This window comes from Kribbella caucasensis, from assembly GCF_004361855.1.
Classification (GTDB): Bacteria; Actinomycetota; Actinomycetes; order Propionibacteriales; family Kribbellaceae; genus Kribbella; species Kribbella caucasensis.
Genome location: NZ_SNWQ01000008.1, coordinates 258,259 through 280,882, shown reverse-complemented (window position 1 = coordinate 280,882; position 22,624 = coordinate 258,259). Strand labels below are relative to the sequence as shown.

Sequence of the window (22,624 nt, the reverse complement as noted above, 5' to 3'; positions counted from 1 at the left end):
TCTCTAGCTGAAACAGTTGTTCCAGTGTCCGAGGGGGGACTTGAACCCCCACGCCCCGCGAAGGGCACTAGCACCTCAAGCTAGCGCGTCTGCCTATTCCGCCACCCGGACGAGTGGTCTGGTCGCTCCGGGTGGGCCGGAGTGACGCTGACCGGAGAACCTTAGCAAACCCCACGGGTGAAATTCACATCGGGCAGGGGAGGATGGGGGCATGACTTCTCCGACGACCCCCGACCGACCGCCGTACCGCCCGGACGCGGAGGTGGTGGGGCTGTGCAGTGACCTGATCCGGTTCGATACGACGAACTACGGGAACGGGAAGAGCAACGGTGAGCGGGGGGCCGCGGAGTACGTGGCGGCGAAGCTGGATGAGGTCGGGATCGAGTCGACGATCTACGAGTCCGAGCCGGGGCGGGCAACGTTGGTGGCGCACTGGGAAGGCGAGGACGAGGGAGCGGATCCCCTGCTCGTGCACGGGCACCTGGACGTCGTACCGGCTGATCCGAAGGACTGGAAGGTGGACCCGTTCGCGGGGGAGATCTTCGACGGGTGCGTGTGGGGCCGGGGTGCGGTGGACATGAAGGACTTCGACGCGATGGTGTTGTCGGTGGTCCGGGCTCGGCAGCGGGCTGGGGTGAAACCGCGGCGTCCGGTGCGGTTGGTGTTCACGGCGGACGAGGAGGCCGGCGGCTTGTACGGCGCGCAGTGGCTGATGAAGAACCACCCGGACACGGTGGCCGACTGCACCGAGGGGATCGGCGAGGTGGGTGGGTTCTCGATCACGGTGCAGGACGATCTGCGGCTGTACCTGATCGAGACGGCCGAGAAGGGCATGAACTGGATGCGGCTCAAGGCCCGCGGTACGGCGGGTCACGGGTCGATGGTGAACAACGACAACGCGGTGACGAACCTGGTCGAGGCGGTCACCCGGATCGGCAACCACGAGTGGCCGCTGCGGATCACGCCGACGGTGAAGGAGTTCCTCGAGACGCTGGAAGAGGTGCTCGGGATCGAGCTGGATCCGGACGACATGACGGCCACGCTGGCGACGCTGGGTAGTTTCACCCGGATGTTCGGGGCGACGATCCGGAACACGGCGAACCCGACGATGCTGAGCGCGGGGTACAAGGTGAACGTGATCCCGGGCGACGCGGAGGCGCATGTCGACGGGCGGTTCCTGCCGGGGTACGAGGAGGAGTTCTTCACCACCATCGACGAACTGCTCGGCGACAAGGTGCGGCGGGAGACCGTGATCGAGGACATCGCGCTGGAAACGGAGTTCAGCGGCGGCCTGGTCGAGGCGATGAAGGCGTGCCTCGCGGCCGAGGACCCGCAGAGCCGGACCGCGCCGCTGCTGATGTCGGGCGGCACGGACGCGAAGTCGTGGTCCCGCCTCGGCATCCGCTGCTTCGGGTTCGTACCGCTCCAGCTGCCGCCCGACCTCGACTTCATGGGCATGTTCCACGGCATCGACGAACGAGTCCCCACCGCCTCCCTCGAATTCGGCTCCCGAGTCCTGGACCGCTTCCTCGCCCAAGCCTGAGCCCGGTACTACGCCCGCCCCCGCTCTTCAGGAGGTAGCGGGAGGGTTCGACCCAGGCGGGACAGGGGGGATAGGAGCATGCAGGTGGGGGAGGAGAGGAGGGCGAGGGCGGTGATGAGTAGGGCGGTGCGGGGGGTTAGGTGGGCGGCCAGGTAGCCGCCGGTTAGGGAGCCGATGGGGGCTAGGCCGAGGGTGGCGAAGTTGATGGTGGCGGCTACTCGGCCCTGGAGGTGGAGTGGGGTGATGGTTTGGCGGACGACTACGACGCAGACGTCGACGGTCTGGCCGAACACGCCGAAGGTGAAGTTGATGGCGACCAGCAAGACGATCGTCACCGCGCCTGAGCCGTGTAGTAGCGGGACGCCGATCAGGGCGGCGTCGGCGATGGCGGCTCCGGCGACCAGGACTGGGCCGTAGCCCAGGCGCCGGGGGAGGGTGGCCGCGAGGAGCGAGCCGAGGAGGGCGCCGGGGCCCAAGGCTGCGAGGGTGAGGCCGATCGCGGCTCCGGACAGTTCGAGCGTGCGCGGGAGGAAGACGAGGTAGATCGTCATGAACGCGGCGAACGAGAACTGGAAGATCCCCGAGATGACCCCCACGGTTCGCAGTGAGGGGTCCCGGGCCACGACGCTGAGTCCTTGGCGGATCGACCTCAGTACGCCGTGCGCCGGGCCGCCGTGGTCTGGGACCTCGGAGCGGTGGATCCGGCTGATGGAGATGGACGACAGAGCGAAGAAGACGGCGCCGGAGATGATCGCGAGGGGCGCGGACAGCAGAGATACCAGGCCGCCGCCGAGTGCGGGGCCGCCGATTTGGGCCAGTGATCTGCTGCTTTCCAGGATGCTGGCGCCCTGGGCGAGCTCGTCGCGGTCGACTAGTCGTACCAACGAGGCCTGGTATGCGACGTCGAAGCAGACGGTGAAGACGCCGACTACGAAGGCGACTGCGAAGAGCAGGGCTACGCCGAGGGCGCCGAGCAGGTAGGCGATCGGGATGGCCATCAGTACGAGGGCGCGGGCGAGGTCGGCGAGCATCATCACGGTGCGGACGCGCCAGCGGTCCACCCAGACGCCGACGAAGAGCGACAGCAGCAGAACCGGGATCTGCTGGGCCGCGCGGAGTTCTCCGAGTTGGCCGGCTTCCGCGCCGAGCGCGACGACGGCGACGAGTGGCAGCGTCACCTGACCGGCCTGACTGCCGAACTGTGAGGCGGTCTGCCCCACCCAGAGTTTCAGGAAATCACGGTTGCGCCACAGAGAAGAGGGCAGCACAGCAAGAACTCCCAACGAGTTACCGTGCTGCAAATCTGAGCAGCACGCGGTGACAGGAATGAGTCAGCGCGTGCAGGGTTGACCGGGCATCTCTCAGCTCCTCGAAGGATGGCTCAGGGCAAGCTAACAGGTCAGCTACCGCAGAACCACTGAGTTCCCGTCAGCTTGGGCGGGACAGGTTGATCGTTTTGCGGAGGTGGGGGAGTAGGCGGGTCAGGCGTGCGGGTGGGGTTGGGCTGGTCACGAGGCTGAGGGTGAGGCGGTAGCGGAAGGGGGCCGGGACGAGTTGTTCGCCCGGGCGGAGCTCACCCGACAGCGCGCTCCGTGGGACCAGGGCCAGGTGGGAGCTGCGGCGGGCCATGGCGACGGTGGTGCCGAGGGTGACGCCATGGCGTGCCCGTGCGCCAAAAGCGATCAGCCGGGCACGGATCTCCTCGGCGCCGCGGTCGTAGGTGGAGAACGGGATCTGGCGGTCCTTCAGCGGCTGCTTGCCCCGGCCCGGCAAGGCCACGCCGGGCGGTACGAACAGCACCAGCTCGTCCCGTCCGACCGGGCGGGTGACGGTACCGCGGGGGAGCGCCATCTGGTCGGCGATCGCGATGAACGCGGCGTCCATGGTGCCCTCGGCAACCTTTTCGACCAGGAAGTGGCCGTGATCGACCTGCTGTTCGATGTCCAGTTCGGCCAGCGATGCGTCGAGCACGGGGAACAGGATCGGCGCCAGGCTGGCGAACGTGCCGACCACCAGCCGAGGCCCGCCAGCCGCGGCGCGGGTGGCGGCGTACACCTCGTCGAGGTGGCCGAGGATGTGTTCGGCGCGCTGGGCGAGCTCGGCGCCGGCGACTGTTGGCCTGGCACCGCGGGTGTCTCGCTCGAACAGGCGTACCTCGCAGGTGCGCTCCAGCCGGGCCAGGCGCTGGGAGGCCGACGGTTGGGAGATCCGGAGCTCGCGGGCCGCCGTCCCGACCGAGCCGGTCCGGCTGATCGCCAGCACGAGCCGGAGATCCTCGACCGACGGTGATGAGGCCATAGGGAAAGGCTATGACATGAGGTCAGTTGCCGCCGGCTACCGGTCGAGTATCGAACAGCCAAGAATGAAAGGCATGAGAGCCCGTCGGGATGCGCTGGTTCTGTTGGCCGGTGCTGGTTCGGCGGATCTCGCCTTCCGGATCGCGCAGGTCGCGCTGCCGTTGGTGGTGCTGGCCGAGACGGGTTCGGTCGCCGCGACCGGACTGGCCGGCGGAGCATCCGGTCTACCTGTCGTGCTGTCTCCTTGGTGGGCTCGGCGCGCGCGGCAATGGGTCGACTCGGGTCCGCGATTGGCCGTGGTGGCCGTGGTTTCCGCGGTCGCGCTCGCGATGGTGCCGGGGGCTGCCGCGCTCGGCGTACTGCACGCCGCTGTGCTGATCGCCAGCGGGCTGCTGCTCGGTTGTGCCGACGCCCTGTCCACGCCGGGACGCTCTGCATTGCTCGCGGACACCGGAGATCGGTGGGGTGCCGACAAGGCAGTCGTACTGCTGACCTGGCAGGACGGGTTGCGGCGGGTGGGCATGGTGATCGGTCCGCCCATCGGCGCGCTCGCGATCGCGGCGGGCTTCACCAACCAGTTGTTGTGGGTCGAGGCCGGGACGGTGCTGGCCGCCGGCGTACTCGCGTGCTCGGTGAAGGCCGATCGACCCCGCGACGGCGAGGTAGCGACACCGTCGATCCGGGCCAGCCTGGTTGGTCGCCGCGACATCCTGTATGGGTGGATCGCGCGGGGGACCGGCTGTCTCACCTGGTTCGCGTTCACCCTCGGTCTGTCGGTGATCGGTGCCCAGCGCAACCAACCGGGCGTCTATCTCGCCGCCGGGATGTCCGGGTACGGCGTGGGCTCGGTGCTGGGCACGGTGATCTCGGTGGCCGTAGTCCGTCGGTTCGCCCCGGTGCCCGTCTCGAGTCTCGCCTGGACGGTCATGGGGTTGTGCTGGGTCGGGATGGGGGTGTGGACCACGCCGGCCGCGGTCGCAGTACTGGCTGCGTTGTCCGGAGCGACCGTCGTACTGGGGATCGCGGCCATCTCGGCACTGATCACCAGGTCGTCGACGGGTGCGGAGCGACGGACGTTGCTGTCGGGGCAGAGTGTGGTGGTGAACGCGAGTAGTTCGGCGGGACTCTTGCTCGGTGGTCCGGTGATAGCGGTGGTTGGTGCGGAGCACACGTTGATCGGCGCGGGCGTCCTGACGGCGGCGGTGGCGATGGGTGTGCTGGCGACGGGTACGCAAAAGACGGGGCGAAATCGGGCTGCGGATGAGACGGCGGCCTGCGACACTGCCGGGCATGTCCGAGATCGTGATCACCACGCTGGCCGAGCGGCCTGACATCGTCGACGGCCACGACCACGCCGTGTACGTCGAACCCAACGTCTGGGTCCGGCACGACCTCGGACAAAACCCCAACTAGTCGGGGTACTCCGGTCGCCGGTGAGGCCGGACGATCGGGGCATGACTACTTCGACAGAGCAGAACAAGGGGATCGTCCGCGACTTCATCGACGGACTGTTCAGCAAGGGGGATCCGGGCGCGGTCGACACATACCTCGCCGAGGACTTCGTCAACCACGACCCGCCGTTCGGGGTCTCCGCCGACCGGGAGGGGATGCGGGTCGCCGGGGCAATGATGCGGGCCGGCTTCCCGGATTGGCACAGCGAAGTGCACGACCTGATCGCCGAGGGTGATCTCGTGGTCGAGCGGTTCACCGCGACTGGGCACCAGAAGGGTGAGGTGATGGGGGTCGCGCCGACGGGCCGGGCGGTCGCGCTGGAACCGTCTGGACGTGCTGATCCGGCGCTGCTACGCAGGACTGGAGACCGACCGGCTGCGCGCCGAGACGCTCGACCGGCTCCGCGGCCTGCTGACTGTCGACGCCGCCTTCTTCGCCACCGTCGACCCGGCCACGCTGTTGTTCACCAGCGCGTTCGCCGACGATCCGTTGCGGTCGGCAAGCGGGGAGTTCATGGCCAACGAGTTCGGCCGGGCCGACGTGAACAAGTTCGCCGAGCTGGCCCAGGCGAGCGACCCGGTCAGCTCGGTCGACCATGCGACCCGGGGCGATCGGTCGGCGAGTTCGCGGTACGTCGAGGTGATGGCGCCCCTCGGGCTCGGCGACGAGTTGCGGGCCGCGCTGGTGTCGGGCGGCAGGTGCTGGGGCGTGATCTGTCTGCATCGGGAGGACGCCGAGTTCGGCTTCTCCGATCGGGAGCTCCGGCTGGTACGCCGAGTCGCCCCGCACCTGGCCGAGGGACTGCGCCGGAGCCTGCTGGGCGGGACCACGGCATCCACGGACGTCGGCCCCGGCGTGGTCGTCCTCGATACGGGGCTGGACGTAGTGTCGATCAGCACAGAGGCGGAGTACTGGCTGGCTCAGCTGGATCCGGAACGACGGACCGAGCTGCCGGTCGCCGTACGGGCGGCGGCTGCGCAGTTACGGCGAGTGCACGAACTTTCGGCGGCGCCGGTGCTGAAGGTGAGAACACCAGCCGGGCAATGGCTGGCCGTGCATGCCTCGACGCTGCGGGGTGCGGATGGCGAGCAGATCGCCGTCGTCGTCGAGCCGGCCACGGCCAAGCAGCTCGGCTCGTTCCTGCTCGACGTTCACGGTCTCACTCCGGCACAGCAACGGGTGACCGAACTACTTCTGCAGGGCTGCTCGACCCGGCAGATCGTCGAGCGGCTGCACCTGTCGCCGCACACGGTCCAGGAGCATGTCCGGGCAGCCTTCGACAAGGTCGGCGTCGGCAGCCGCCGCGAGCTCGTCGCGACCCTGCTCGGCGGCCACTGAGCTGAGCTCCTAGAACGTGCGCATCACCTTGATGATGCGGCGGCGGAGCCAGACCCTGCGGGTGCCGTCGGGATATCGGCGGAGCCGGGCCAGCTCCCAGCCGCCGTACTCGGCGTGCTCGGTGAGCAGCCGCCGGACAGCCCCCCGCGACTCCGTCCTGGACAACTCGAACTGCTGCAGTTCGTATTCGGCCAATCTGCACCTCCACCACTACTTCACGAAACATCCTCCAGCGCCGCCACGATCGCGGGCGGCAAGGCGAGCTCCTCGGTCCCCAGCACCGACTTGAGCTGCATCGCCGTCCGGGCCCCGACGATCGCGGCGGTCACGCCGGGCCGGTCCCGGACCCAGGTCAGCGCCACTTCGAGCGGGGTCCAGCCGAGCCCGTCAGCCGCCCGGGCCACGGCTTCAACGATGCCCGAACCTCGTCCATCGAGGTAGGGGTCGACGAATCTGGACAGATGCTGAGATGCGGCCCGCGAGTCGGCCGGGATCCCGGTCCGGTACTTCCCGGTCAACACGCCGCGGCCAAGCGGCGACCACGCCAGTACGCCGATGCCGAGTCCGCCCGCCGCCCGGATGGCGTCCGCCTCCGCGTCCCGGGCGAGCAGCGAGTACTCCACCTGGTTGGAGACCGGGACCGCGCGACCGGGCCAGGCCTGCTGCCAGGTGACGGCGCGGGCGGACTTCCAGCCGGCGTAGTTCGAGATGCCGACGTACCGGACCTTGCCGGAGTTGACCGCGTGGTCCAGCGCCGACAACGTCTCCTCCAGCGGCACGTCGTCGGACCAGGTGTGCAACTGCCAGAGGTCGATGTGCTCCACGTTGAGCCGGCGGAGTGAGCTGTCCAGATCGCGGAGCAGGGCGCCACGGGAGGTATCGGTGAGCCGCTCGCCCCGCCGTACGCTGAAACCCGCCTTGGTGGCGATCACCAGGTCGTCGCGGTCGACCACGTCGCCGAGCAGGTTGCCGATCAGCCGCTCACTGTCGCCGTCCCCGTACGCCGCGGCGGTGTCGATCAGGGTGCCACCCGCGGACACGAACGCGGCCAGCTGCTCGCGCGCCTCGTGCTCGTCGGTGTCCCGGCCCCAGGACATCGTCCCCAGGCCCAGTCTGCTGACCGCGAGGCCACTGTGACCGAGATAGCGCTGCTGCATGTACCGAGCCTATTGCGGGGCACCGACAACGGCTCGTTAGGCTCGCCTGTCATGCGACTCGGACTGAACATCGGCTTCGTCTACGGCGGCGACGACCATCTGGATCACTTGCGGGTGGTGAGGGAGGCCGAACGGCTCGGGTACTCGGTCACCTGGGCCGCGGAGGCGTACGGCTCCGACGCCGCCACGCTGCTGAGCTGGATCGCCGCTCAGACCTCGACCATCGACGTCGGCGCGGCGGTGTTCCAGATCCCGGCCCGGACGCCGGCGATGACCGCGATGACGGCCGCCACCCTGGACAAGCTGTCCGGCGGCCGGTTCCGGCTCGGCCTGGGCGTGTCCGGGCCGCAGGTGTCCGAAGGCTGGCACGGCGTCCGGTTCGACAAGCCGTTGGGCCGCACCCGCGAGTACGTGGCGATCGTCAACGCGGCGATGCGCCGTGAGACCGTCGCGTTCGAAGGTGAGCACTTCACCCTGCCGCTGCCGGACGGGCCGGGCAAACCGCTCAAACTGACGATCCGGCCGGTCCGCGATCATGTCCCGGTGTACCTTGCCGCGGTCGGGCCGAAGAACCTCGAACTGGCCGGCGAGATCGCCGACGGCTGGCTCGGCATCCTGAACGACCCCACCTATCTGGGAGAGCAGTTGAACCACATCAGGACGGGCCGCGAGGTCCGTCAGCCCGGTCTCGGCCTGGACGGCTTCGACACGGTGGTGTCGGTCCCGGTCGTGGCCGGCGAGGACATCGCCGCGGCCGCCGACCCGATCCGGGGCTACACGGCCCTGTACATCGGCGGCATGGGCAGCCGGGAGAAGAACTTCTACAACGCCCTCGCGGTCCGGATGGGGTACGCCGACGAGGCGAAGGAGGTCCAGGACCTCTATCTGGCCAAGAAGCACCGGGAGGCGATGGCCGCCGTACCGCAGGGCTTCATCGACTCGATCTCGCTGCTCGGCGGCAAGGAGCGGATGGCCGACAAGCTCACCGCGTACGCCGAGGCGGGCGCGACCACCGTCGCGCTGACCCCCTTCGAGCCGACCGTCGAGGCCCGGATCGACACGTTGCGCACGGTCGCCGAGGCGCTCGAGCTCGCCGGGGTCGGTGACTGACCGCGTATGTCCATCTGGGACGCCATCATCCTCGGCATCGTCGAGGGGCTCACCGAATTCCTGCCGGTTTCCAGCACCGGGCACCTGACCATCGCGTCGAAGATGCTCGGCCAGAAGATCGACGACCCGGCGATCACGGCGTTCACCGCGGTGATCCAGTTCGGCGCGATCGCGGCCGTGGTGTTCTTCATGTGGAAGGACATCCGGACGTACGCCGTGGCGTGGTTCAAGGGGTTGCGCCATCCGGAGTACCGGGGTGAGTTCGACCACCGGATGGGGTGGTTCGTGATCGTCGGGTCGCTGCCGATCTGCATCGTCGGGTTCCTCGGCCGGCACATCATCGCGGGGCCGCTGCGCAGTCTGTGGTGGGTGGCGGGGTCGCTGATCGCGTGGTCGTTCGTGATGGTGGCGGCCGAGCGGATGGGCCGGAAGGACCGGCCGTTGACGCGGATCACCTGGATCGACGCGATCGTGATGGGCGTGATCCAGTGCCTCGCGCTGATCCCAGGGGTCTCGCGGTCGGGGGCGACGATCTCGGCCGGGTTGTTCTGCGGGCTGGATCGGGTCGCGGCGACGCGGATGGCGTTCCTGCTGGGGATTCCGGCGCTGGTGGGGGCTGCGGTGTTTGAGTTGCCGCATGCGCTGGATGGGAGCGTGGGACTGGTGCCGGTTCTGGTGGGGACGGTTGTCAGTTTCGTGGTCGCGTACGCGTCGGTGGCGTGGTTGATCCGGTTCGTGGCGAAGCACACGACCGAGGTGTTCGCCTTCTACCGGATTTTGATCGGCATCGTCATTTTGATCCTGCTGGCGACCAGCACGATCACGGCGACCTGAGGACGGGTACGGCGCCGGGCTGGTGGGGTTAGAGCCAGCCGGCGCGGCGGAAGGCGGCGTACATGGTGGTGCTGGTGACGGCCATCACGGTGAGGCAGGCGTAGTAGCCGTAGTACCAGCGGAGTTCGGGCATGTTGTCGAAGTTCATGCCGTAGATGCCGGCGATCGCGGTCAGGGCGGCCGCGATCCCGACCCAGGCGGCGATGCGGCGCATGTCTTCGTTCTGCTGGACCGAGACGCGGGCCAGGTGGGCGTTCAGGGCCGAGCTGAGCAGGGTGTTGAGGGCGTCGGTCTGGTCGGCGACCCGGACCACGTGGTCGGCGACGTCGCGGAAGAAGGGGGCGGCTTCGGGGCTGATCAGTGGGACCGCGCCGTGGGCGAAGGATTCCATCGGCTCGGTCAGCGGGCCGATCGCGCGGCGCATCTCGAGCACCTCACGCTTGAGCAGGTAGATCCGCTCGGCGTCGCTGGTGCGTTCGGCGGAGAAGACCGAGGTCTCCACCTCGTCGACGTCCACCTCGACCTGCTCGGCGACCGACTCGTAGCCGTCGACGATCGAGTCGCAGATCGCCCACAGGACGGCGGCCGGGCCGTGGCCCAGGACGGAGGCGCGTTCCTCGAGTTCCTGGCGGGCGGTGGACAGCGGGGCCCCTTCGCCGTGCCGCACGGTGACGACGTACCGCTTGCCGACGAAGACGCTGACCTGGCCGGTCTCCACGGCGTCTTCCTCGTCGATGTACCAGAGCGTGCGGAGGACGACGACGATCGAGTCGCCGAAGCGTTCGACCTTGGGGCGCTGATGAGCCTGCAGCGCGTCCTCGACGGCGAGTTCGTGCAGGTCGAACAGCTGCTGGACCCGGTGCATCTCGGCCGGAGTGGGTTCGTGCAGGCCGACCCAGCCGAAGCACTCGCCGTTGTCGTCGATCGCCTGGGCCACGGTCTCCGGGTCCTTGGGCAGGTCCTGCCGCTCCCCCTTGGCGTACACCCCGCAGTCGACGATCACAGCACTATGATGGCACCGCCGGTACTGCGGACGCGGGATCGCCTGGTTGCCGCGGTCGTTGCACTGTGGTTGCCGGGGACTTGCCCGGACCGGATACCGTGCGGTCATGCCCACGGTGATTCTGGTCCGGCACGGTCGCAGCAGCGCGAACACCTCCGGTGTCCTGGCCGGCCGGACACCAGGGGTCAAGCTGGACGAGGCCGGGCTGCAGCAGGCGGCCGCGGTCGGGGAGCGGCTGGCCGGGTTGCCGCTGGCCGCGATCGTGACCTCGCCGCTGGATCGCTGCAAGCAGACCGCGGCCGCGATCGCCAAGCACCACCAGGTGTTGCGTCCGGCAACGGATCGGCGGCTGACCGAGTGCGGGTACGGCGACTGGACCGGGCAGCAGCTGTCCGCGCTTATGAAGGACCCGCTCTGGCCGGTCGTCCAGCAGCACCCGTCGGCCGTCACGTTCCCGAACGGAGAGTCGATGCGCGGGATGCAGCAGCGCGCGGTCGACGCGGTCCGCGAGCACAACACGGCGCTGGCGGCCAGCCACGGACCGGATGCGCTCTGGGTCGCGGTCTCACATGGTGACGTGATCAAGGCGATCGTGGCGGACGCGCTCGGTCAGCATCTGGACACGTTCCAGCGGATCGTCGTGGACACCGCGTCGACCACGATCATCAGCTACACCCCGACCCGGCCGTTCCTGGTCCGGCTGAACGACACCGGCAGCGAGTTGGCCTCGTTGATGCCGAAGCCCCCGGCCAAGACGAAGGGCGGTCGCCGCAAGCCCGCAGTACAGTCGTCTGATGCCGTAGTGGGCGGGCGATAGGGTTTCGGTATGGCGCGCGTTGTGCATTCGTATGACGATCCGGATCGGTTCGTCGCAGGCACCGTCGGTGAACCGGGTGCCCGGACCTTCTTCCTGCAGGCCCGGGCCGGTGCCCGGCTGACCTCGGTCGCCTGTGAGAAGGAGCAGGTGATGGCCCTCGCGGAGCGGCTGGACGTGATGCTTGACGAGGTGGCCCGGCGGTTCGACCGGGATCCCGTGCCGCCGGGCGGGGAAGAGGACACCGATCCGCTGGAGCAGCCGATCGAGGAGGAGTTCCGGGCCGGCACCATGACGCTGGCCTGGGAGGCCGACGCCGAGCGGGTGGTGATCGAGGTGTTCGCCGTCGTCACCACTGAGCAGGTCGAGCTGGAGGAGTCCGACCCGGTCACGGCCGCGATGGAGTCCGACGACGCCGAGGTGTTCATCGTCCGGATCAGCGAGGAGCAGGCCCGCGCGTTCGCCCGGCGGGCGGTGGCCCTGGTCGCGTCCGGCCGGCCGAGCTGCCCCTTCTGCGGCCGCCCGATCGATGCGGACGGCCATATCTGTCCCCGCGCCAACGGCTATCGCAGGCACACCCGCGAATGATCGACCTCGACCTGCTCAGCAGGGGAGAGTTGTCCCTGCACGGTCGGCTCGTGGCCGCCTCGAACGGCACCTTCCAGGGATCCGTCAGCCTCTCCGGTGAGAGCGCGACTGTGGTCTACAAACCGGTCCAGGGCGAGCGCCCGCTGTGGGACTTCCCCGACGGCACCCTGGCCCAGCGCGAGTACGCGGCGTACGTCGTGTCGGAGGCGCTCGGGTGGTCGCTCGTCCCCCCGACGTTGCTGCGGGACGGGCCGCTCGGCGAGGGCATGGTGCAGCTGTGGATCGACGAGGCGGAGCTGCCGGCGGGTGAGACCGAGCTGGTGGACATCGTGCCGCAGGGGCGGGTGCCGACGGGCTGGATCGGCGTGCTCGACGCGCTCGACGGGCGGCACAACCCGGTCACGCTGGTGCACGCCGACCAGGACGGGTTGCGGCGGATGGCGGTGTTCGATGCCTTGGTCAACAACGCGGACCGCAAGGGCGGGCATGTCCTGAATCCGGGCGACGGGCGAATCTTCGGCGTGGACCACGGGGTCACCTTCAATGCCGACGACAAGCTCCGGACGGTCCTGTGGGGATGGGCCGGCGAGACGATCCCGGCGGAGCTTCTCGAGGACGTCCGGAAGCTGGCCGACGAGCTGGCCGGACGGCTGGGTGCCGAGCTCTGCGAGCTGATCACCGGCGTGGAGCTGACCGCGACCCGCGAACGTTGCGCTGCATTGCTCAAGACGGGCAAGTACCCGTTCCCCAGCGACGACTGGCCGGCGATTCCCTGGCCGGCGTTCTAGAACCCTGGGTCGGACGTTCTTCGGCGGTTGCCGGGCACTGGTTCGTCAGGCCGTTGCGTAGGCGCTTGGGCTGGTGCCGCGGTTGCGTTTGAAGGCGGTGCTGAAGCTGAAGGCGTCGGCGTAGCCCACCTGGCGAGCCACTGATTGGACGGTCGCGCCGGGTTCGGTCAACAGGCCGGCGGCGTGCGTCATTCGCAGATCCGTCAGGTAGGCCAGTGGCGGTTCGCCGACGAGTTCGGTGAAGCGACGGGCCAACGTGGTCCTGGAGACGTTGGCGACTCCGGCCAGGCTGTTCAGGGTCCAGGGCGCGCCGGGGGAGTTGTGCAGGGCCTGCAGCACCGGACCGACCACGTCGTCGCCCAGAGCCTGGTACCACGGCGGCGACTTCTGCTCGAACCAGTCGCGCATCGTGCAGACCAGCAACCAATCGAGCAGCCGATCGAGACCGACCTGCCGGCCGAGGGATCCCGCGGCGAGCTGCAGTTCGAGGTAGTCGCGCAAGGGACCGCAGTCGTGGTTCGAGGTGAGGACGAGGACGGGTGGCAGCTCGCGAAGCAGCCGCTGCGGCGTCTCCCGCCGAACGTGGTACGCCCCGGCGAGGAGAACCGTGCCGCCCAGACTCGTCGTACCGGCTGGTCGAACCCTTGACGGTGCCGTCGCAGAGCGCGTCGACCGGTTGGGCGTTGCGCCTCGGGTCGTCGGTGACGATGAAGGGCGCCGGGCCGAGGACGATCGCGTTGTCGCCTGGTCGTACGGGTGTGGGCTCCCAGCCGTCCGCCACGATCCAGGCCTCGCCTCGCAGCGGCGCGATCAAGGTCAGCGCGGCGGCGTCGGTGAAGCGGAGCGCATACGGAGCCGGGAGCACCGGAGTACCGAGCACCGCGCCCTCGGCACGGACACCTCGGAGCAGGTCGTCGAGAGGATCCATAGGACCCAGCGTAGGCAGCGGGACTAATGGACATCTGGGTGGAACTTTCGCGCATGGGCCGCGGTGGGATGGCCGGATTGACTTCGGGTATGACGATTTTGGTGCTTGGGGCAACGGGTAAGACCGGTCGGCGGGTGGTTGGGAGGCTGCGTGATCGAGGGGTGGCGGTGCGGGCGGCCTCGCGGAGTTCGGAGACTCGGTTCGATTGGGAGGATTCGGGCAGCTGGGCGAGCGCCGTACGGGATGTCGCTGCCGTGTATCTGATCGCGCCGGAGGAGCCGAAGCTGATCGAGCCGTTCGTGGATCAGGCGGTTGCCGCGGGGGTGGCGAAGTTCGTGGTGTTGTCGGGGCGGGGTGGTGCGGATGGGTTCGGTGAGGTGTTCGGGCATGGGATGGCCGAGGCCGAACGAGCCGTGAAGGCATCCGGGGTCGCGTGGACGATCATCGGGTCGAACAACTTCGCTCAGAACTTCGACGAGGATCTCTGGTACGAACCGCTGCTGACCGGGCGGCTGGCGTTGCCGACGGGTGGGGTGCGCGAGCCGTTCGTGGATGTCGAGGACGTGGCAGAGGTCGCCGCGACGCTGCTGACGGAGGACGGGTACGACGGGCGGAGGTACGACCTGTCCGGTCCGGAGGGGTTGACCTTCGACGAGGCCGTTGCGCAGATCGCGGCCGCCTCGGGGCGGACGATGTCGCACGTCGACGTGTCGCCGGCCGAGTACGGGGCCGAGCTGCGGGCGCAGGGGTACCCCGAGGACGTCGTGGAGCAGTTGAACGCCATGTTCGACCTGGTCCGGGCCGGTCTGCTCGCCGAACCGGCCGACGGCGTACGCCAGGTCCTCGGCCGGGACGCGACGCCGTTCGCGGCGTACGTGGACCGGGCCTGGCGTCGGAGGTGATCCCGCTCATACCGCATTTCGGGCGGGAGCGCGGGGCGGATCGGGGAGTGGAACCTGTTCGTGTCTGTTGATGGCTGACTGGATAGGCTCCGTCTCATGCAGGCGTGGACGAAACCAGAAATCCCGGTCGTACCCGGGCCGGCCCGGCGTCTTCGCCTCTACGACACCGCCTCGGGTGGTCCGGTCGAGGTCCCGCCGGCCGCCGACGGGCCAGCCAGGATGTACGTCTGCGGCATCACCCCGTACGACGCGACGCACATGGGCCACGCGGCGACGTACGTCACCTTCGACCTGATCAACCGCCTCTGGCGCGACGCCGGCTACGACGTCCACTACACCCAGAACATCACCGACGTCGACGACCCGCTGCTCGAGCGGGCGACCGCGACCGGTGTCGAGTGGGCCGATCTGGCCGAGCGCGAGATCCAGTTGTTCCGCGACGACATGACCGCGTTGCGGGTGATCCCGCCGCAGGAATACGTCGGCGTGGTCGAGTCGATCCCGTTGGTGGTCGAGCGGATCGCCGAGCTGCAGCGCGCCGGCGCCGTGTACGACGTGGACGGGGACCTGTACTTCGCGGTCAAGGCGGACCCGGCGTTCGGCAGCATCTCGTCGTACGACGCCGCGACCATGCTGGCGTTGTTCGGCGAGCGCGGCGGCGACCCCGATCGCGAAGGCAAGCGCGACCCGCTGGACTGTCTGGTCTGGATGCGCGAACGTCCGGGCGAACCCGCCTGGGACTCGCCGTTCGGGCGCGGCCGGCCGGGTTGGCACATCGAGTGCTCGGCGATCGCGCTGCGCTACCTCGGGATGACGATCGACGTCCAGGGCGGCGGGTCGGACCTGATCTTCCCGCATCACGAGATGTCGGCGAGCGAGGCGCAGTGCGCGACGGGGGAGTACCCGTTCGCCCGCGCGTACGTCCACCAGGCGATGGTCGGACTGGACGGCGAGAAGATGTCGAAATCCAAGGGCAACCTCGTCCTCGTCTCCCGCGAACGCCAGGCCGGCTCCGACCCGATGGCGATCCGGCTGGCGCTGCTGGCCCACCACTACCGGACCGACTGGTTCTGGACCGACGCCGACCTGCTCGAAGCCCAGAAGCGCCTCGACACCTGGCGCGGCGCGATCGCCCGAGGCACCGGCCCCGACGGCACCGCCGCGGTCGACGCCCTCCGCTCGGCCCTGACCAACGACCTGGACACCCCGGCCGCCCTCGCCGCCCTGGACCTCTGGTCCGAAACCAACGGCGAGGACCCCACCTCACCCGCCCTGATCACCCAGGCCGCCGATGCCCTACTCGGCATCAAGCTCTAACCCGTACTACGCGCCGCCGGCGACGAAGGAGCGGGTCGTCGTACGGGGCTATTCGGGGCGGTTGTTGTTGCGGCGTCTGAGGTAGCGCTCGAATTCGGCGGCGATGGCGTCGCCGGAGGCTTCGGGGAGGTCGGTGGTGTCGCGCTGCTGTTCGAGGGTGGCGACGTACTCGGCGACCTCGGGGTCTTCCTCGCTGAGTTCGTCGGCGCCGCGTTGCCAGGCGCGGGCGAGTTCGGGCAGGTCGCCCTCGGGGATCGGGAGATCCAGCAACGCCTCGACCTTGCCGAGGAGGGCGAGGGACGCCTTCGGGCAAGGGGTACCGGCGATGTAGTGGGGGATCGCGGACCAGACCGAGACCGACGGTATGCCGAGGGTGTTGCACAGGTCGGCGAAGACACCGGTGATCCCGGTCGGGCCCTCGTAGCTGGACGGCTCCAGACTCCACGAGGCGGTCAGCTCGGGATCGGACGACGTCGCGCTGACCGGGATCGGGCGGGTGTGCGGCGAGTCGGCGAGCAGGGCGCCGAGCACGACGACCAGTTGCGCGTTCGACTCGTCGACGACCGCGAGGAGCTCCTGGCAGAAGGTCCGCCAGCGCATGTTCGGCTCGATGCCGCGGATCAGCAGTACGTCGCGGTCGGTGTCGTCCGGCCGGGCCAGGTACATCCGGGTGGTCGGCCAGGTGATCTCACGGACACCTTCCTCGTCGATACCGACCGTCGGCCGGTTCACCTGGAAGTCGTAGTAGTCCTCGGGATCGATCTCGGTCACGAGCTCGGCGTCCCACTCGTCGATCAGGTGGTCCACCGCACCGGTCGCGGCCTCGGCGGCGTCGTTCCAGCCCTCGAACGCGGCGATCACGACCGGGTCCCGCAGGTTAGCGAGGTCTACCACCCGCCACCCCCTGTCCTAGCCGTTGTCGCTGCCGCTGTCTGAGCTGCCAAAGTCAGTACTCCGTCCGCACCGCGTGCCGGACTGCCAGCCTACGTCCCCGGGGAGCACCGTGCGTCCGGTTTCACGCCCAGCGGAACGTGTCGGCCGTACGACGTACCGAGGTACCCGGCGTGCTCCGAACTTGAGTCCCAGGTGAAACTGGTGGGGCTGTCCGTCTCTCAAAGGAGCCCACGTTGTCCGCGCACCCGAAGTACGTCATCGCCCCATGACCCTGCGCGCGGTGCTCTGGGACATGGACGGCACGCTGGTCGACTCCGAGCCGGTCTGGGCCCGGGTCCAGATCGACCTGATGGCAACGCTCGGAGCGGTGTGGACGACCGAGGATTGTGTCTCGCTCGTCGGCAGCGATCTGAGTAACGCGTTGAAAGTCTGGATGGCGCGGATCCCGGCCGGCCGGATCACCCCCGACGAACTGGCCGAGCGGATGTTCAGCCAGGTGGTGGCGACGTTGCGGGAAGAGGTCGAATTGCGGCCCGGGGCGGTCGAGTTGCTGCAGGCGTTGAACAAAGAAGAGATCCCGTGCGCCCTGGTTTCGGCGTCGCACCGGGTCATGATCGACGCGGTCCTCGGACACCTGCCGGACGAGTTGTTCGACGTGATCGTCGCCGGTGACGAGGTCGAGCACGGCAAGCCGCACCCCGAGCCGTACCTGACCGCAGCCCGGGCGCTCGGCGTCGATCCGGCCGACTGCGTGGTGATCGAGGATTCCCCGGGCGGCACCGAATCCGGTACCGCGGCGGGTGCGTTCGTGGTCGCCGTACCGCAATGGGTGCCGATCCCCGAAGCACCTCGGCGCCTGGTCGTCAAGTCCCTGGAACCCATCACCCCGGAGTCCCTGCGTCGTTTGCTCCACTGAGGCGCTACCTTCGTGAGGTGCCCGCGGGGCGTGACTGGGGACGAGAGGGTGGGACGTGGTGATGGTGGTGAAGCGTCGTCTCCTGGCGGTGGCCAGGACCGGCGTAGTGAGGTCCGCAGGGCAGGCTGCACTGGTGGGGTTGCTGGCCGGCTCGCTGGCGGCGTGTGGGAAGAACGGCGACCAGCAGAACGACACCGGCCCGACGCCGAACCAGGTGATGATCAAGGTCGCGACCACCGACTCGGTCACCTCGCTCGATCCGGCCGGCCCGTACGAGATCGGCTCGCGCACCCTGCAGGCGAACCTCTTCCAGACCCTGCTGACGATCACGCCGGGCAAACCGACCCCGGTACCGGATGCCGCCGACTGCCAGTTCGACGCGCCCACGACGTACACCTGCAGCCTGAAGAACGGGCTGACCTTCCCGAACGGGCACGAGCTGACGTCGTCGGACGTGAAGTTCAGCTTCGACCGGATGGTCAAGCTCAAGACCGCGGGTGGCCCGGCCGGACTGTTCAGCACGGTCGCGTCCGTGAGCACGCCGGACGAGTTGACCGCGGTGTTCACGCTGAAGCGGCCGGACGCGCGACTGCCGTACCTGCTGACCACGACCGGCGCCTCGATCGTGGACGAGGAGACCTACCCGGCCGCGAAGCTGTTGAACGACAAAGCGATGGGCAGCGGGCCGTACCAGCTCAGCTCTTACAAGGCCGGTACGTCGGCCGTGCTGACCAAGTTCATCAAGTACCGCGGACCGCGGGCCGCGCAGAACGACGGGATCGAGCTCAGCCTGCTCCCCGACTCGGCCGCGCTGTCGTCGGCCGTCACCACCGGGAAGGCCGATCTGGCGTTCCATGGGTTCGGCGCGAGCGACCTGGACAAGCTGCGCTCTGGGGACAAGGTGCAGGTGGTCGAGGCCGCGTCCGCGGAGATCCGGTTCTTCTCCTTCCACTTCAAATCGACGGTGGCCCGACGGCCCGCAGTACGGCGTGCCGTGGCGCAGTTGATCGACCGGCCGGCCCTGGTGAAGAAGGCGTACGGCGACCACGTGACGCCGTTGTACTCCGTTGTGCCGCCCGGGTTCGCGGGTCAGGTCGACGCGTTCCGCGCGGAGTACAAGGATCCGAACAAGGCAGCGGCCACGACGATCCTGCGCGAAGCGGGTATCACCACGCCGGTGCCGTTGACGCTCGGGTGGACGCCGACGCAGTACGGCGCCGGCGCGAAGGCTGAAGTGACCGAGCTGAAACGGCAGCTGGATGCGACGGGGTTGTTCCGGGTGACGCTGCTGTCGGTCGAGTGGCCTCGGTACCAGCAGCTGGCGCGGGCCGGGGCGTTTGATATTTATCACTCCGGCTGGCTGCCGGACTACCCCGACACCGACGACTATCTGGCCCCGTTCGTGCGCGACAGCGGGCTCTACCAGAACGGCTACAAGTCGCAGACGGCGAACAAGCTGTTGGATCAGGAAGTCGCCGAGCAGAACAACCTCGACCGCGAAGAGCTGCTGGCCAGTGCACAGAACGTGATCGCGCACGACGCGCCGGTGCTGCCCAGTTGGCAGGGCCGGTTCACCGTCGTGGCCGGCAAGGGCCTGGAAAACGTCGCCGAGACGCTGAATCCGCTGTCGTACCTGTCCTTCTCCGCATTGAAGAAGTAACACTCGGCGAGGCATCCGCGACGCCGCGTGGGAGGACATGGTTTACTGCGACGTGTCCACGATACGGGACGATTTCCGCAGCATCACGATCGGGCAACGCAGCACTTTCCGCGTTTGACTCCGGAGAGTTCTGGCGGCAGGTTTGGGCCGCAGCCATTCCGGCGTGGGCCGGATTTCACGGATTCGAGGTAGGGGGAGCACACCGCGTGACAGCACCACTCGAGGTCGAGCCCGGCGCGGCGACGGCAGATCCGGAGGCCGTCCTCAAAGGTATGGGCAAGATCGAGGGACGCTCACTCGGTCAGATCGCGTGGATGCGGCTCAAGCGGGACAAGGTCGCGATCGGCGGCTTCGTCATCATCGTCCTGCTGATCCTGATGGCGATCTTCGCCAACCTGATCATCAAGCTCATCGGGCATCCGCCGAACCAGTTCAACCAGAACCTGATCGACACCGTCGGCGGCACCCTCGCCCCGACCGGGAAGTTCGGCGGGATGAGCTGGGAGCACCCGTTCGGGGTCGAGCCGGTGAACGGCCGCGACATCATGAGCCGGGTCATCTACGGATCCCGGATCTCGCTGCTGATCGCCTTCTTCGCCACCCTGCTGTCGGTCGCGATCGGCACCACCCTGGGGATCGTGGCCGGCTTCTTCGGCGGCTGGGTCGACGCCTTCATCAGCCGCTTGATGGACATCTTCCTCGCCTTCCCGCTGCTGGTCTTCGCGATCGCGCTGGCCGGGGTCGTCCCGGACGACGCCTTCGGCCTGAAGGGCGACTCGCTGCGGATCGTGCTGCTGATCTTCATCATCGGATTCTTCAACTGGCCCTACATCGGCCGGATCGTGCGCGGGCAGACGATCTCGCTGCGGGAACGCGAGTTCGTCGACGCCGCCCGCAGCCTGGGCGCTCGCCGGCCGTACATCCTGTTCACCGAGCTGCTGCCGAACCTGATCGCGCCGATCCTGGTCTACGCGACGCTGCTGATCCCGACGAACATCCTGTTCGAGGCCGCGCTGTCGTTCCTCGGCGTCGGTGTCCGGGCTCCCACGGCCACCTGGGGCGGCATGCTGTCCGACGCGGTGACCTTCTACACGATGCCGCACTTCATGTTGTGGCCCGGCTTGGCCATCTTCATCACCGTGCTGGCCTTCAACCTGTTCGGCGACGGACTGCGGGACGCGCTGGACCCGCGGTCTCGATGACTCGACTTTCACCACCAGTGGTTCTGACAAGAAGGGGTGCACCACAACCATGAGGATCAAACGACTGAGAACGGTCGCCGCGTTGTCGGCGGTCGTCGCCCTGGCGCTGTCGGCCTGTGGCGGCAGCGACGAGAGCCCCAGCGACGGATCCACTGGGGCCAAGAACGAGTTCAACGCGGCGCTGACCGGGGTGGTGAGTCCTTCTGACAAGAAGGGCGGCACCATCAAGATGGCCAACGCCGACGACTGGGACACCCTGGACCCGGGTGAGACCTACTACGGCTATGCCTGGAACTTCGCCCGCCTCTACGGCCGGTCGTTGCTGATGTTCAAGCCGGCTCCGGGTAAAGAGAGCAACGTACTGGTCCCCGACCTGGCCGAAAGCCTGGGCGTGCCCAGCGACGGCGGTAAGACCTGGACGTACAAGATCCGCAAGGGCGTCAAGTACGACGACGGCACCGAGGTCAAGGCGCAGGACGTCAAGCACGCCGTCCTGCGCTCGACCGACAAGGAGACCTTCCCGAACGGCCCGGCGTACTTCGAGGCGTTCCTGAACCTGCCGGCCGGCTACAAGGGCCCGTACAAGTCGAAGGGTGTCAACACCGACTCGGCGATCACCACCCCGGACGACCACACCATCGTCTTCCACCTGAAGAACGGCTTCGGTGGTTTCGATTACCTGGCTCAGCTGACCCAGACGATGCCGGTGCCGGAGGCAAAGGACGACGGCGCCAAGTACCGGAACCACATCGTCTCCAGTGGCCCGTACAAGTTCGAGAACGTGCAGCCCGGCAAGTCGTTCGCGCTGGCCCGCAACGACCAGTGGGACCAGGCGACGGACCCGAACCGCAAGGCGCTGCCGGACCGGTACGAGGTCGCGCTGAAGGTCAGCGCCGACGACATCGACAACCAGGTCATCAACGGCACCATCGACATCGATGTCCAGGGCACCGGTGTCCAGCCGGCGTCGCTGAGCAAGGTGCTGACGGACCCGGCCCTCAAGGCGAGCTCGGACAACGCCACCATCGCGCGTCTCTGGTACACCTCGATCAACCCGACGGTGAAGCCGTTCGACAACATCGAGTGCCGCAAGGCGATCGAGTACGGCATGGACAAGACCAGCTACCAGACCGCTTACGGAGGCCCGTTCTCCGGTGGCGACCTGGCGACGACGATCATGCCGCCGCTGGTCCCGGGCTACGAGAAGTTCGACCTGTACCCGGCCGGTCCCGACAACAAGGGCGACCAGGCCAAGGCGAAGGAAGCCCTGACCGCTTGTGGTCAGCCGAACGGGTTCAGCACCAACATGGCCTACCGCTCCGACCGGCCGCGTGAGAAGGCGACCGCCGAGGCGTTCCAGCAGGCCCTCAAGCCGCTCGGTATCAACCTGACCCTGAAGGGTTACCCGTCGGGTGACTACTTCTCGCAGTACGCCGGCAACCCGGGCTTCGTGGTCAAGAACGGCCTCGGCCTGGCCACCAACGGCTGGGGCGCGGACTGGAACGACGGCTTCGGCTTCCTGTCCCAGATCGTCGACAGCCGGGTCATCCGGCCGGCCGGTGGTTCGTCGAACACCAGCGTCCGGATCCCCGAGGTCGACAAGATGCTCGACGCGGCCATTGCCGAGACGGACACCGCCAAGCGGGAGAAGCTCTGGGCCCCGATCGACAAGCGCGTGATGGAAGAGGCCGTGATCTACCCGGGTGTGTACGCCAAGAGCCTGCTGCTGCGGCCGAAGAACCTCAGCAACGTGTTCATCAGCGAGGCGTTCAACATGTACGACTACCTGAGCCTGGGTGTGAAGTAACCGATCCAGCACAACCCTCTCTCAGGTACTCACGTTAGGTAGGTGAAGGCTGCAGGTGCCCGGCCCGGGAGGAT

Annotated in this window: 22 protein-coding genes, 1 tRNA gene and 3 pseudogenes; 16 read left to right on the top strand and 10 right to left on the bottom strand. The window is 68.3% G+C overall.

Features of this window, described 5'->3' with window-relative positions; translation table 11 throughout:
- Window positions 1-25: 25 nt before the first annotated feature.
- Window positions 26-111: transfer RNA gene (locus tag EV643_RS18805), tRNA-Leu, on the bottom strand.
- Window positions 112-211: 100 nt separating this feature from the next.
- Between EV643_RS18805 and EV643_RS18800 the strand changes: the two genes are divergently transcribed.
- On the top strand, window positions 212-1,543 hold the full coding sequence (locus EV643_RS18800; RefSeq protein WP_133801381.1) for a M20/M25/M40 family metallo-hydrolase: 1,332 nt from the start codon (window positions 212-214) through the stop codon (window positions 1,541-1,543).
- An 8-nt stretch (window positions 1,544-1,551) separates the two neighbouring features.
- Here the strand turns inward: EV643_RS18800 and EV643_RS18795 are convergent, their stop codons facing one another.
- Entirely contained in the window at window positions 1,552-2,811 is a 1,260-nt protein-coding gene (locus EV643_RS18795) for an MFS transporter (RefSeq protein WP_238165659.1), read from the bottom strand.
- A gap of 160 nt (window positions 2,812-2,971) precedes the next feature.
- Entirely contained in the window at window positions 2,972-3,841 is an 870-nt protein-coding gene (locus EV643_RS18790) for a LysR family transcriptional regulator (protein ID WP_133801380.1), read from the bottom strand.
- Window positions 3,842-3,914: 73 nt separating this feature from the next.
- On the opposite strand from EV643_RS18790, the gene EV643_RS18785 reads away from it, so the two are divergent.
- From EV643_RS18785 to EV643_RS18775, 4 genes and pseudogenes are all read left to right on the top strand, one after another.
- Window positions 3,915-5,171 (top strand): MFS transporter, encoded by a 1,257-nt coding sequence (locus tag EV643_RS18785; RefSeq protein WP_133801379.1) that lies wholly within the window; start codon window positions 3,915-3,917, stop codon window positions 5,169-5,171.
- Window positions 5,131-5,253, top strand: a complete 123-nt coding sequence (locus tag EV643_RS46480; RefSeq protein ID WP_255513000.1) for a hypothetical protein — start codon at window positions 5,131-5,133, stop codon at window positions 5,251-5,253. Before EV643_RS18785 ends, EV643_RS46480 begins: the two co-directional genes overlap by 41 nt.
- A gap of 41 nt (window positions 5,254-5,294) precedes the next feature.
- Window positions 5,295-5,600 (top strand): annotated as a pseudogene (locus EV643_RS46925) (ester cyclase); the annotation flags it as partial.
- Between the two features lie 25 nt (window positions 5,601-5,625).
- The gene (locus EV643_RS18775) at window positions 5,626-6,630 is read left to right on the top strand and encodes a LuxR C-terminal-related transcriptional regulator (protein ID WP_202869611.1); all 1,005 of its coding nucleotides are present in this window, start codon (window positions 5,626-5,628) and stop codon (window positions 6,628-6,630) included.
- Between the two features lie 9 nt (window positions 6,631-6,639).
- Here EV643_RS18775 and EV643_RS18770 read toward each other — a convergent pair whose 3' ends face one another.
- Together EV643_RS18770 and EV643_RS18765 are read right to left on the bottom strand one after the other, a co-directional pair.
- Complete coding sequence (locus tag EV643_RS18770; protein ID WP_133801378.1) at window positions 6,640-6,825, bottom strand: DUF5703 family protein; 186 nt, start codon at window positions 6,823-6,825, stop codon at window positions 6,640-6,642.
- Between the two features lie 20 nt (window positions 6,826-6,845).
- Window positions 6,846-7,787 (bottom strand): aldo/keto reductase, encoded by a 942-nt coding sequence (locus EV643_RS18765; protein ID WP_133801377.1) that lies wholly within the window; start codon window positions 7,785-7,787, stop codon window positions 6,846-6,848.
- Window positions 7,788-7,838: 51 nt separating this feature from the next.
- Here EV643_RS18765 and EV643_RS18760 point away from each other — a divergent pair, with 51 nt between their 5' ends.
- On the top strand, window positions 7,839-8,897 hold the full coding sequence (locus tag EV643_RS18760; RefSeq protein WP_133801376.1) for an LLM class F420-dependent oxidoreductase: 1,059 nt from the start codon (window positions 7,839-7,841) through the stop codon (window positions 8,895-8,897).
- 6 nt (window positions 8,898-8,903) lie between these two features.
- Entirely contained in the window at window positions 8,904-9,731 is an 828-nt protein-coding gene (locus EV643_RS18755; protein WP_133801375.1) for an undecaprenyl-diphosphate phosphatase, read from the top strand.
- Window positions 9,732-9,759: 28 nt separating this feature from the next.
- On the opposite strand, the gene corA is transcribed toward EV643_RS18755, so the two are convergent.
- Window positions 9,760-10,842, bottom strand: a complete 1,083-nt coding sequence (corA, locus tag EV643_RS18750; RefSeq protein ID WP_133801374.1) for a magnesium/cobalt transporter CorA — start codon at window positions 10,840-10,842, stop codon at window positions 9,760-9,762.
- On the opposite strand from corA, the gene EV643_RS18745 reads away from it, so the two are divergent.
- The 3 genes from EV643_RS18745 to EV643_RS18735 are packed head-to-tail and all read left to right on the top strand — an operon-like array spanning window position 10,841 to window position 12,924.
- On the top strand, window positions 10,841-11,551 hold the full coding sequence (locus EV643_RS18745; protein WP_133801373.1) for a histidine phosphatase family protein: 711 nt from the start codon (window positions 10,841-10,843) through the stop codon (window positions 11,549-11,551). The genes corA and EV643_RS18745 overlap by 2 nt on opposite strands.
- 9 nt (window positions 11,552-11,560) lie before the next feature.
- Complete coding sequence (locus EV643_RS18740; RefSeq protein WP_133801372.1) at window positions 11,561-12,136, top strand: DUF3090 domain-containing protein; 576 nt, start codon at window positions 11,561-11,563, stop codon at window positions 12,134-12,136.
- Window positions 12,133-12,924 (top strand): SCO1664 family protein, encoded by a 792-nt coding sequence (locus tag EV643_RS18735; RefSeq protein ID WP_133801371.1) that lies wholly within the window; start codon window positions 12,133-12,135, stop codon window positions 12,922-12,924. The genes EV643_RS18740 and EV643_RS18735 overlap by 4 nt, the downstream gene beginning before the upstream one ends.
- Window positions 12,925-12,969: 45 nt before the next feature.
- Here the strand turns inward: EV643_RS18735 and EV643_RS45705 are convergent, their stop codons facing one another.
- From EV643_RS45705 to EV643_RS46470, 3 genes and pseudogenes are all read right to left on the bottom strand, one after another.
- Complete coding sequence (locus EV643_RS45705) at window positions 12,970-13,332, bottom strand: helix-turn-helix transcriptional regulator (RefSeq protein WP_238165672.1); 363 nt, start codon at window positions 13,330-13,332, stop codon at window positions 12,970-12,972.
- Between the two features lie 42 nt (window positions 13,333-13,374).
- A pseudogene (locus EV643_RS46475) lies at window positions 13,375-13,575 on the bottom strand (cupin domain-containing protein); the annotation flags it as partial.
- 136 nt (window positions 13,576-13,711) lie between these two features.
- Window positions 13,712-13,852, bottom strand: a pseudogene (locus EV643_RS46470) (cupin domain-containing protein); the annotation flags it as partial.
- An 89-nt stretch (window positions 13,853-13,941) separates the two neighbouring features.
- Here EV643_RS46470 and EV643_RS18725 point away from each other — a divergent pair.
- Window positions 13,942-14,754: an NAD(P)H-binding protein gene (locus EV643_RS18725; RefSeq protein ID WP_238165658.1), complete on the top strand. Its 813-nt coding sequence runs from the start codon at window positions 13,942-13,944 to the stop codon at window positions 14,752-14,754.
- A 96-nt stretch (window positions 14,755-14,850) separates the two neighbouring features.
- A complete protein-coding gene (mshC, locus tag EV643_RS18720) occupies window positions 14,851-16,071 on the top strand; it encodes a cysteine--1-D-myo-inosityl 2-amino-2-deoxy-alpha-D-glucopyranoside ligase (RefSeq protein ID WP_133801370.1) in 1,221 nt (406 codons plus the stop codon).
- Window positions 16,072-16,119: 48 nt separating this feature from the next.
- Here the strand turns inward: mshC and EV643_RS18715 are convergent, their stop codons facing one another.
- Window positions 16,120-16,965 (bottom strand): PAC2 family protein, encoded by an 846-nt coding sequence (locus tag EV643_RS18715; RefSeq protein ID WP_133801369.1) that lies wholly within the window; start codon window positions 16,963-16,965, stop codon window positions 16,120-16,122.
- A 265-nt stretch (window positions 16,966-17,230) separates the two neighbouring features.
- Between EV643_RS18715 and EV643_RS18710 the strand changes: the two genes are divergently transcribed.
- The 4 genes from EV643_RS18710 to EV643_RS18695 all read left to right on the top strand — a co-directional run bounded on the left by EV643_RS18710 (window position 17,231) and on the right by EV643_RS18695 (window position 22,550).
- The gene (locus EV643_RS18710) at window positions 17,231-17,881 is read left to right on the top strand and encodes an HAD family hydrolase (RefSeq protein WP_133801368.1); all 651 of its coding nucleotides are present in this window, start codon (window positions 17,231-17,233) and stop codon (window positions 17,879-17,881) included.
- Between the two features lie 61 nt (window positions 17,882-17,942).
- Entirely contained in the window at window positions 17,943-19,541 is a 1,599-nt protein-coding gene (locus tag EV643_RS18705) for an ABC transporter substrate-binding protein (RefSeq protein WP_238165671.1), read from the top strand.
- 206 nt (window positions 19,542-19,747) lie between these two features.
- The gene (locus tag EV643_RS18700; protein ID WP_133801366.1) at window positions 19,748-20,743 is read left to right on the top strand and encodes an ABC transporter permease; all 996 of its coding nucleotides are present in this window, start codon (window positions 19,748-19,750) and stop codon (window positions 20,741-20,743) included.
- 49 nt (window positions 20,744-20,792) lie between these two features.
- Window positions 20,793-22,550, top strand: a complete 1,758-nt coding sequence (locus EV643_RS18695) for an ABC transporter substrate-binding protein (protein ID WP_133801365.1) — start codon at window positions 20,793-20,795, stop codon at window positions 22,548-22,550.
- The last annotated feature ends 74 nt before the right edge of the window (window positions 22,551-22,624 follow it).

Excerpts from the sequence above, each read along its gene's own strand:
- EV643_RS18800 (WP_133801381.1), top strand. The coding sequence starts at position 212 with ATGACTTCTCCGACGACCCCCGACCGACCGCCGTACCGCCCGGACGCG.
- EV643_RS18790 (WP_133801380.1), bottom strand. The coding sequence starts at position 3,841 with ATGGCCTCATCACCGTCGGTCGAGGATCTCCGGCTCGTGCTGGCGATC.
- EV643_RS18785 (WP_133801379.1), top strand. The coding sequence starts at position 3,915 with ATGAGAGCCCGTCGGGATGCGCTGGTTCTGTTGGCCGGTGCTGGTTCG.
- EV643_RS46480 (WP_255513000.1), top strand. The coding sequence starts at position 5,131 with ATGTCCGAGATCGTGATCACCACGCTGGCCGAGCGGCCTGACATCGTC.
- EV643_RS18765 (WP_133801377.1), bottom strand. The coding sequence starts at position 7,787 with ATGCAGCAGCGCTATCTCGGTCACAGTGGCCTCGCGGTCAGCAGACTG.
- EV643_RS18760 (WP_133801376.1), top strand. The coding sequence starts at position 7,839 with ATGCGACTCGGACTGAACATCGGCTTCGTCTACGGCGGCGACGACCAT.
- EV643_RS18755 (WP_133801375.1), top strand. The coding sequence starts at position 8,904 with ATGTCCATCTGGGACGCCATCATCCTCGGCATCGTCGAGGGGCTCACC.
- EV643_RS18745 (WP_133801373.1), top strand. The coding sequence starts at position 10,841 with ATGCCCACGGTGATTCTGGTCCGGCACGGTCGCAGCAGCGCGAACACC.
- corA (WP_133801374.1), bottom strand. The coding sequence starts at position 10,842 with ATGACCGCACGGTATCCGGTCCGGGCAAGTCCCCGGCAACCACAGTGC.
- EV643_RS18740 (WP_133801372.1), top strand. The coding sequence starts at position 11,561 with ATGGCGCGCGTTGTGCATTCGTATGACGATCCGGATCGGTTCGTCGCA.
- EV643_RS18735 (WP_133801371.1), top strand. The coding sequence starts at position 12,133 with ATGATCGACCTCGACCTGCTCAGCAGGGGAGAGTTGTCCCTGCACGGT.
- EV643_RS45705 (WP_238165672.1), bottom strand. The coding sequence starts at position 13,332 with ATGCGCGACTGGTTCGAGCAGAAGTCGCCGCCGTGGTACCAGGCTCTG.
- EV643_RS18725 (WP_238165658.1), top strand. The coding sequence starts at position 13,942 with ATGACGATTTTGGTGCTTGGGGCAACGGGTAAGACCGGTCGGCGGGTG.
- mshC (WP_133801370.1), top strand. The coding sequence starts at position 14,851 with ATGCAGGCGTGGACGAAACCAGAAATCCCGGTCGTACCCGGGCCGGCC.
- EV643_RS18710 (WP_133801368.1), top strand. The coding sequence starts at position 17,231 with ATGACCCTGCGCGCGGTGCTCTGGGACATGGACGGCACGCTGGTCGAC.
- EV643_RS18705 (WP_238165671.1), top strand. The coding sequence starts at position 17,943 with ATGGTGGTGAAGCGTCGTCTCCTGGCGGTGGCCAGGACCGGCGTAGTG.
- EV643_RS18695 (WP_133801365.1), top strand. The coding sequence starts at position 20,793 with ATGAGGATCAAACGACTGAGAACGGTCGCCGCGTTGTCGGCGGTCGTC.